We start from the raw sequence: 8,526 nt of genomic DNA on the forward strand, positions 1-8,526 counted from the left end.
GGACCTTTCTTTTTATTAACTCTTCCTGATTTTCCCGATTTGCATTGAAATTTTTCTTATATACTTTGAATGCCTGGGGATTTGTTTGTTCCCATTCTTTTATTGAATCTGGTAGTTCCATTTCGGTTGTCATATTTTGTTTCACTCCTTATCTGTGTTACTTATATTAAATTTTGTAACAATTTGTGTTACGCAATTTCTAATTTGTATTACTAATATAAAATGGTTTCTGTTCCATACTACTGCAAATTGTACAGTTCCAGACTTGATAGAAATGTTTATAATTAATAAACATTATAGTAATATTTTATTTCAAATATTTATGAGGTTTTTCTTTGCTGGCTGATGAAATACAAATCCAATTAATTATCAACAGGATTACCGAATTGGAGAGACGCATTGCTGTTCTGGAAGGAAAAAAACATACGGATGAACAAAAGGAAGTTTCCAAGGAGACCTCCCGGCCGTCCGAGAACCTGGGATTTAAGATATTCGGTAGTATAGGTTTCATATTCATCTTGCTCGGTCTTTTCTACCTTTACCGGTACGCTGTTGAACAGGGATGGATTGGGATTCTCGAACGTGTTGTCCTGGGCATCATCTTCTCATTGGCAGTCCTGATTGCAGGGGAAGTCTTCAGGAGGAAGGAATATCTCAGGTTCTCACATCTCATTACCGGAGGCGGGATTGCGCTTCTCTATTTCACAATATATTCAACATACCACTTCAAAGAATTTCGAGAAGCTCTGGACATGAGCCTTGGTATGAATACTGTTTTAGTTGTTTGATCTTTAGAAGGATTATTGGATGCGAATCTGATTTATTGGTATAAAAAACGAACCTGATATAAGTGTTTAATAACATTAAGATTAAGTTGTAAGTGATATTTAGAATATTAATATTTATTATCCTTTCAGGAGAATCAAAATGCCAGAAGAATTCATTATTGCTGAAGATCTCGATCTTGCATGGAGTAATTTTGATCCTTTTTATCCTCTTCCTGCTAATAGCCCATTCCATGTGGAAAGAGAAGGAAGGCCGTTGGGTAAATTAAAAAGGGCACTCCTTCGCCGTCATAGATTAGCACCCAAATACTTTTTTTCAGGCCATCGTGGTTGTGGTAAGTCCACTGAACTCAATATACTTGCTGATGATGGTGAGATACGGAATAATTTTTTCATTGTAAAATATTCTGTAAAAGACGTTTGTGATGTTAATAACCTGAATTATGTTGACGTACTTTTTTCAATAGGTGCCGAATTATACTTGCAGTATATTGAAGCTGGTAAAAAGCTTGAAACCGGACTAATTGAACAACTTGAAGCATGGAAGGGAGTTATAGAAAAAACCACTGAGAAACAGATTTCCATTGAAACTTCTGTTGAAGGTGGACTGAAAACATTTTTCCTCTCGGTCCTTGCAAAAATAAAAGCTGAGGATACATCAAGAGATATTATTAGAAAAACAATTGAACCTAAACTTTCTGAACTGATAGACAAAATAAATCTTATCATTGCAAATATTGAAAGCAATGAAAAAAAGAAAGTACTGGTCCTCATCGATGATCTGGATAAACCACGATTGGAACAGGCTAAGGAAATATTTTATGATAATCAGACTGCTATTACTCAACCGGCATGCTATATTGTTTATACTGTACCAATATCCATATTCTTTGCCCAGGAGTTTATAGCAATTAGGGAATCAAAGTTTTTCTTACCCAATGTAAAACTCCATCACAAGAATGATAGGAACAGTAAGTATGGTGCAGGTTATGAGCTGATGAGATTGTTTGTTTTTCACAGAATGAAAAAGGACCTGATAGAGCCTGACTCACTCGATCTGGCTATTAGAATGGGCGCAGGTGTGTTCAGGGAAACCGCACGTATCATGCAGATTGCCGCCGACAGTGCAATAGAAAATGAAAGGCATCAAATAATTGAAGACGATGTTAAAAGAGGGGAACGAGAGATCAGAAGTGATTTCAGGCGGATATTAAAATCTGATGACTATACGACCCTTAAAGAAATATGTAAGGATAATGAAATCCACGGGATTGAAAAAATCGGGCATCTATTGCACAACCTGAGTGTTCTGGAATATATGAACGATGAGACCTGGTGCGATATTCATCCTACACTTGTTGAACTTGTAGAGAATGACTGAAATAAAAGATCCTCTCGAGACGCGCGTTTCAAGACTTGCCAATTATTTAATTCGCGCGCATAAATATAACAAGGCATCCATTCTTTTTGCACTGTATCTAAGTGAATATGTGCGTATTGATGTTGAGAAAGAGATTAAGAAACTACTGAATGAACAGGGACTTGAAGCAATTAGTGTTGATGCGGGAGAACATAAGGACCTGCCATCTTTTTTTTCTTTAAAAAATTCTGACCATACTGTTTTTTTTGTGCAGAATATGGAAAAAGGATTTCCTGAAGCCCTTAAATATTTGAATTTCAAAAGGGAGGAAATTGTTGAATATAAAGTGAAAGCAGTATTCTGGGTAACAGACAAAGAACTTACCTGCATTGACAATGAGGCGCCTGATTTCTTTGCCTTCAGGAACAGGGTCGTGGAATTTGTTGAAGTGCCATTGGCAGAAGAACACAGACCCGCTCTCACTGAATTTGCAATGGAAACTGATTATAGGTATTTTGATGAGATAAAACACAGTATAGAGTTAAAAGAAACTCTGCTTTCAGAGCTTTCCAAAGATGATGAAATAAGCGGGTATCTTCTGAATTCGCTTGGGATTTTATATTTACAAATAAGTTTGTATAAGAAAGCAATCGAATACCTTGAACAGGCGCTGGTGATCGCACAGGAGATAGGGGATCGACGGGGAGAAGGAAACCGACTCGGAAACCTGGGAAATGCATACCGCAATCTGGGGCAGGTAGAAAAGGCCATTGAATATTACCAAAAGGCGCTCGTGATAGATCTGGAAATAGGGAATCGACGCGGAGAAGGAATCTGGCTCGGAAACCTGGGAAATGCATACAGAAATCTGGGGCAGGTAGAAAAGGCCATAGAGTACTATCAAAAGGCGCTCGTGATAGATCTGGAAATAGGGAATAGACGCGGAGAAGGAAACCGGCTTGGAAACCTGGGAAATGCGTACAGTTATCTGGGGCAGGTAGAAAAGGCCATAGAGTACTATGAAAAAGCTCTTGAAATTGGAAAAGAGATAAAAGATCCAAGAATGATCAATTTCTGTGAGGAAAATCTCAAATCATTACGATCTTGAAAAATCTGATGTAGTGTCTATATCAATTCCTTTATCTTTACAGCCACATCCTCAGGACTCTCAGCCACCGCCACCCCAGCCCCCTCCAGCGCCTGTATCTTCTCCTTTGCAGTCCCACCGCCACCGCTGATTATAGCACCGGCATGCCCCATGGTCTTCCCGGGTGGAGCGCTGATCCCTACCACATAACCCACAACAGGCTTGGTGATATGCTCCCTGATATATTTAGCAGCTTCCTGCTCGGCCGTACCCCCGATCTCACCGATCAGAACAATAGCCGAAGTATCAGGATCGTTCTGGAACATTTCAAGTGTATCAATGAACGAAGTTCCGATAAGTGGGTCGCCACCTATACCCACGCAGGTGGACTGTCCAATTCCGTTCTTGCTTAATGCATCCACAACCTCATACGTAAGGGTGCCGCTGCGTGATACAACTCCCACACGACCTGGCACAAAGATCGAATCTGGCATGATACCCACCCTGGCCTGGCCTGGTGAAGTAATTCCAGGACAATTGGGGCCGACCAGCCTCATATCATTACCCTCGTTACTTCGAAATACCCTGACCATATCTTTTACCGGTATTCCTTCTGTTATACACACAATAAGTTCAATACCAGAATCTTCCGCCTCGAGGATGGCACTGGCTGCAAAGGGAGGGGGAACAAAAATAATTGAGGTGTTTGCTTCAGTTGAATCCACGCATTCCTGTACAGTGTTGAAAACTGGCACTCCTTCCACGGTACGACCGCCTTTGCCTGGAGTGACACCACCTACAATTCGGGTGCCGGCCTGCAGCATAAGCCTGGTCTCAAACGTACCCACATGACCGGTAATTCCCTGTACGATCAGCCGTGTATTTTTATCCACAAATATACTCATGATGCCATCTCCACTGCGATCCTGGCTGCATCTGCTGTACTTTGTGCCACTGTTACATTGGCACCTTCAAGTATCTCCCAGCCCTTTTCCTGATTGGTCCCTGTCAGTCTGACGACCACAGGAATATCCAGTTCCTGCAGATTATTTTTAATACCTTCAGCGATCTCATCACACAGGGTAAGGCCACCGAACATGTTTATGAGCAGCACTTTTGTATTTGGGTTGGATGCGGTGATCGCCACAGCCCGCCCCACATGGAAAGCGTCGGCCCCGCCGCGCACGTCCATGAAATTGGCAGCCTTCCCGCCTGATTGGGTGATCATGTCAAGGGTGGCAAGGGCCAGTCCTGCGCCGTTCACGATGCAGCCGATGCTTCCCTCTAAAGCCACATAACTCATACCCAGCTTTTTAGCTTCCACTTCCAACGGTTCAAGGTCATCCAGGTTCTTCTCGTAGAGGTCCTGCATGGCTTTCTGGCGGAACAGGGCATTGTCATCCACATTTATCTTGGCATCCAGTGCTATTAAAGATCCATCCTGTGTTAATACTAACGGGTTTATCTCGACCAGCGTGCAGTCCAGTTCATCATAGATGAGATAAAGGTTTTTTACTACAGTTGAAAGTAAAGCTGAATCAAGGTCAAGCTGCCTGGCAATGCGCAATAATTGATCAGGTTCGGGGCCTGAAGATGGATCAATGGATTCCTTATGGATCAGATGGGGTGATGTCCTGGCCACTTCTTCAATATCCACACCCCCGCTGGCGCTGGCTATTAACAAAGGCCGCCTGGAATTCCTGTCAAACGCAATGGATAGATAGAACTCCTGCTTGATGTCCACCTTCTGCTCCACAAGTACCTTTTTCACAGGCAGGCCCTTAATAGTAAGACCCATTATTCGGGTAGCAATCTCTCCTGCATTCTCTGGCGTTGCGATGGCAATGCCACCTGCTTTGCCCCTGCCTCCTACCAGGACCTGGGCTTTTATTGCTGCACTGTTAAAATCATGAACAGCTTTTTCTGCCTCTTCAGGTGTTGTGCATAACACCCCTTCCGATGTAGGTATGTTATATTGCCTGAAAATTTCCTTAGATTGATATTCGTGAAGTTTCATCCAATTCCCACCTTTTTGTGTTATCTTTGTAAACATTACATATTTAACTGCCGAAAGAGTGTATCTCAATATACATGTATAATCATTATAAATAAACACAACATTTATATATCATTAACAATAATGATTGTTCGGTGATTCAAATGGAAACCAAAATCAAACCAGAACTTGCACTGAAGAGGAAAGTCTGCGATTCATGCGGTGAGAAAAAATTCGAACTTGCCCCTGAAATCCAGGTACTGCACAAATACATCTGTATGGATTGCTTGACATAATTTTCGATTTTATCCCTCCCTCCCCTTTTTTTTTCTTATTTTTTTAATTTTGGCTTCAGCCATAGCAAGGATAATATACTGGAAAAACTCCATCTAAATATAAAAAAATAGGGAGTTGAACCACCAGTATGAACAGTAATATTCCAATAAAAGTAATAATTATGGGGGCAGCGGGACGGGATTTCCACAATTTCAATGTTTATTTCAGGGATAATCCTATGTATCAGGTCACTGCGTTCACAGCCACTCAGATCCCAAATATCGAGGAAAGGAGATATCCAGCTGCTCTGTCAGGCGAATTGTATCCGGACGGGATACAGATATACCCGGAAAAAGACCTTGTCGAGTTAATACATGCACATTCCGTTGATCTGGTAGTGTTCGCATACAGTGATGTACAATACCAGTACGTCATGTCAAAAGGTGCAGTGGTAAATGCTGCAGGAGCTGATTTTACCATGCTGGGCCCTGATTCGACAATGTTGAAGAGCAGCAAGCCTATAATAGCTGTATGTGCGGTACGTACAGGCAGCGGCAAGACCTCAGTTAGCAAAAAGATCTGCCAGATCCTGAGGCATCAGGGTAAGAAAATAGCTGTTGTCAGGCATCCCATGCCATACGGGGACCTGGTAAAGCAGGCAGTACAGCGTTTTTCATCATACGAAGACCTGGATGAAATGGACACCACCATCGAGGAAAGGGAGGAATACGAGACCCATATCAATGCAGGCTGCACGTTATTTGCAGGTGTGGATTATGAGAAGATACTGCGATCTGCTGAATCTGAAGCCGATATCGTGGTATGGGACGGGGGTAACAATGATTTTTCCTTCTTCAAACCCGACCTGAACATTGTAGTGGCCGACCCCCACAGGGCAGGGGACGGGTTAACATACTACCCTGGTGAAATAAACCTGAGAATGGCAGATGTGGTAGTGATCAATAAACAGGACACAGCTGAACTTGAAAATATCGAACTGGTGCGACGCAACATCCTGGAGGTCAATCCGGATGCTTTGATCATTGATTCTGCTTCACCCATCACGGTGGAACATCCTGAGATCATAAAGGGTAAACGGGTGCTGGTGGTGGAGGATGGACCTACACTGACCCATGGAGGTATGAAATATGGTGCCGGGACAATAGGAGCTAAAAAGGCCGGGGCACTTGAGATCGTTGATCCCAGACCCTATAGCGTGGGTACCATTACTGAAACCTTCCGGAAATTTCATGATATAGGACCGCTGCTCCCGGCCATGGGATATAGCGATGAGCAGGTCAGCGATCTGGAAGAGACAATCAATAATACAGACTGCGATGCTGTAGTGATAGGTACTCCCATTGATCTCAGTCGGGTGGTCAACATAAAAAAACCGTCAACCAGGGTCAGATATGAAATCAAAGAGATCGGGGAATTGAATCTGGAACAAGTGATAGATGAGTTTTTGAAAAAGGTGAGTGTTTGAGCCTGATAGTAGCTGCTTTAGGTGGAAATGCATTAATCAAACAAGGGCAGCGGGGGACTATCAAAGAACAGTTCGCCAACACTTTCGAATCCATGGGATATATTGCCGATTTAATTAAAGCAGGTCATCAGGTTGTCTTGACACATGGGAACGGGCCACAGGTTGGCTTCATCATGATACAGGTGGAGGCTGCCATTGGTAAAGCTCCTTATATGCCGCTGAATATTGATGTGGCACAATCCCAGGGAAGCATGGGTTACATGATCGCCCAAAGTCTGAAAAACCAATTGAAAGACCACCATCTGGACACAAATGTTACTGCGGTGATGACACAGGTGCAGGTGAACCCCGGGGACCCTGCTTTTGATCATCCTACCAAACCGGTGGGGCCATTTTATGATATTGAAAGGATCAAGGATTTCGAGAAGTGCGGCCACATAATGATTGAGGACAGCGGCAGGGGCTGGCGGCGGGTGGTCCCCTCACCCAAACCTGTTGAGATCATCGAGGCAGATATTATCAAAGACCTGATCCGGAATGGGGTGATTGTTGTGGCCTGCGGTGGCGGTGGGATCCCGGTGGTAAAAAAGCATGGAGATCTTATAGGAGTGGATGCTGTTATCGATAAGGACCTGGCATCCAGTCTGCTGGCAGTTGAAATTAACGCTGATATATTATTGTTTCTAACTTCTGTAGATAAGGTGGCCTTAAACTACAATACACCTGAACAGGTGAACTTGAACTGTCTGACTGTGGTGGATGCACGCCGCTACCTGGCTGAAGGGCATTTCCCGTCCGGGAGCATGGGTCCCAAGATACAGGCTGCAGTGGAGTTCGTGGAGCAGGGTGGGGAACGGGCGATCGTGTGCAGGGCCGGGACCGTGGTCGAAGCGCTGGAGGGGAGGGCCGGGACTGTGATCGGGGGGTCCTGAATAAATTCTTCAAATTTATTTACCTGAAATCAATGTATTTAAATCGCATTAGATCTACCTGAATATGGAGGTAAACAAATTGCTCAAGAAACTGATAATATTGCTGATGTTACTGACATTAATAGCATCAGGCTGCACAGAAAATGATTCCACAACCATCTCAACCAGTGATGGTGATGTTGAATACAGCGTCTCTGAAGGCGCTGAAGATGAATGGTGTCCGGTCGGAACAACCTGGCAGGCCTCAAATCCCCAGACACGAGAGATGACTTCTATGGAGATTGTCGGTACTGAGACCTTGGACGGTGTTGCCATGTGCAAGGCTGTCATGGAAACCAATACTGCTGATGAGATAGCGAAAATGGAGTATTTATGGTCAGAGAATGATGAAACATTCAAATGGACAAGCTATGATGCTACCGGGAAGGTTGTGTCAATTATCAGCATGAAAGACGGCAAGATGACTATAACAGATGAGGAAGGTAAAGAGATCGAATTAGGCGGTATGACCTGAAACTGAGACGTTCAATTCTGTGACTGGTATAATTAACATTCTTTCAATTCTGAGTTAATTGTACCGGTCATATTTTCTTGCTTTTCAAAA

8 protein-coding genes are annotated in these 8,526 nt (G+C 43.3%); 6 read left to right on the forward strand and 2 right to left on the reverse strand.

What is annotated here, in order from left to right; genetic code table 11:
- The first annotated feature begins 335 nt into the window (after window positions 1-335).
- The 3 genes from IBX40_08540 (at window position 336) to IBX40_08550 (ending at window position 3,253) form a co-directional block, all read left to right on the forward strand.
- A complete protein-coding gene (locus tag IBX40_08540) occupies window positions 336-788 on the forward strand; it encodes a DUF2339 domain-containing protein (protein MBE0524360.1) in 453 nt (150 codons plus the stop codon).
- A 139-nt stretch (window positions 789-927) separates the two neighbouring features.
- Complete coding sequence (locus tag IBX40_08545) at window positions 928-2,166, forward strand: hypothetical protein (protein MBE0524361.1); 1,239 nt, start codon at window positions 928-930, stop codon at window positions 2,164-2,166.
- Window positions 2,159-3,253, forward strand: a complete 1,095-nt coding sequence (locus IBX40_08550) for a tetratricopeptide repeat protein (protein MBE0524362.1) — start codon at window positions 2,159-2,161, stop codon at window positions 3,251-3,253. Before IBX40_08545 ends, IBX40_08550 begins: the two co-directional genes overlap by 8 nt.
- Before the next feature lie 17 nt (window positions 3,254-3,270).
- Here the strand turns inward: IBX40_08550 and sucD are convergent, their stop codons facing one another.
- Together sucD and sucC are read right to left on the reverse strand one after the other, a co-directional pair.
- Window positions 3,271-4,137 (reverse strand): succinate--CoA ligase subunit alpha, encoded by an 867-nt coding sequence (gene sucD / locus IBX40_08555; protein ID MBE0524363.1) that lies wholly within the window; start codon window positions 4,135-4,137, stop codon window positions 3,271-3,273.
- Window positions 4,134-5,249, reverse strand: a complete 1,116-nt coding sequence (gene sucC / locus IBX40_08560; GenBank protein ID MBE0524364.1) for an ADP-forming succinate--CoA ligase subunit beta — start codon at window positions 5,247-5,249, stop codon at window positions 4,134-4,136. The genes sucD and sucC overlap by 4 nt, the downstream gene beginning before the upstream one ends.
- A gap of 403 nt (window positions 5,250-5,652) precedes the next feature.
- On the opposite strand from sucC, the gene IBX40_08565 reads away from it, so the two are divergent.
- From IBX40_08565 to IBX40_08575, 3 genes are all read left to right on the forward strand, one after another.
- On the forward strand, window positions 5,653-6,990 hold the full coding sequence (locus IBX40_08565) for a GTPase (GenBank protein MBE0524365.1): 1,338 nt from the start codon (window positions 5,653-5,655) through the stop codon (window positions 6,988-6,990).
- Window positions 6,987-7,922 carry a carbamate kinase gene (arcC, locus tag IBX40_08570; GenBank protein ID MBE0524366.1) on the forward strand — a complete coding sequence of 312 codons (936 nt, stop codon included), beginning with the start codon at window positions 6,987-6,989 and terminating at the stop codon, window positions 7,920-7,922. The genes IBX40_08565 and arcC overlap by 4 nt, the downstream gene beginning before the upstream one ends.
- Window positions 7,923-8,028: 106 nt before the next feature.
- Window positions 8,029-8,436 carry a hypothetical protein gene (locus IBX40_08575; protein ID MBE0524367.1) on the forward strand — a complete coding sequence of 136 codons (408 nt, stop codon included), beginning with the start codon at window positions 8,029-8,031 and terminating at the stop codon, window positions 8,434-8,436.
- Window positions 8,437-8,526: the final 90 nt, after the last annotated feature.

This window comes from Methanosarcinales archaeon (assembly GCA_014859725.1).
Lineage (GTDB): Archaea > Halobacteriota > Methanosarcinia > Methanosarcinales > Methanocomedenaceae > Kmv04.

Bases quoted from the DNA above. Each gene is read 5' to 3' on its own strand.
- IBX40_08550 (MBE0524362.1), top strand. From the start codon at position 2,159: ATGACTGAAATAAAAGATCCTCTCGAGACGCGCGTTTCAAGACTTGCC.
- IBX40_08545 (MBE0524361.1), top strand. From the start codon at position 928: ATGCCAGAAGAATTCATTATTGCTGAAGATCTCGATCTTGCATGGAGT.
- IBX40_08565 (MBE0524365.1), top strand. From the start codon at position 5,653: ATGAACAGTAATATTCCAATAAAAGTAATAATTATGGGGGCAGCGGGA.
- IBX40_08575 (MBE0524367.1), top strand. From the start codon at position 8,029: ATGTTACTGACATTAATAGCATCAGGCTGCACAGAAAATGATTCCACA.
- sucC (MBE0524364.1), bottom strand. From the start codon at position 5,249: ATGAAACTTCACGAATATCAATCTAAGGAAATTTTCAGGCAATATAAC.
- sucD (MBE0524363.1), bottom strand. From the start codon at position 4,137: ATGAGTATATTTGTGGATAAAAATACACGGCTGATCGTACAGGGAATT.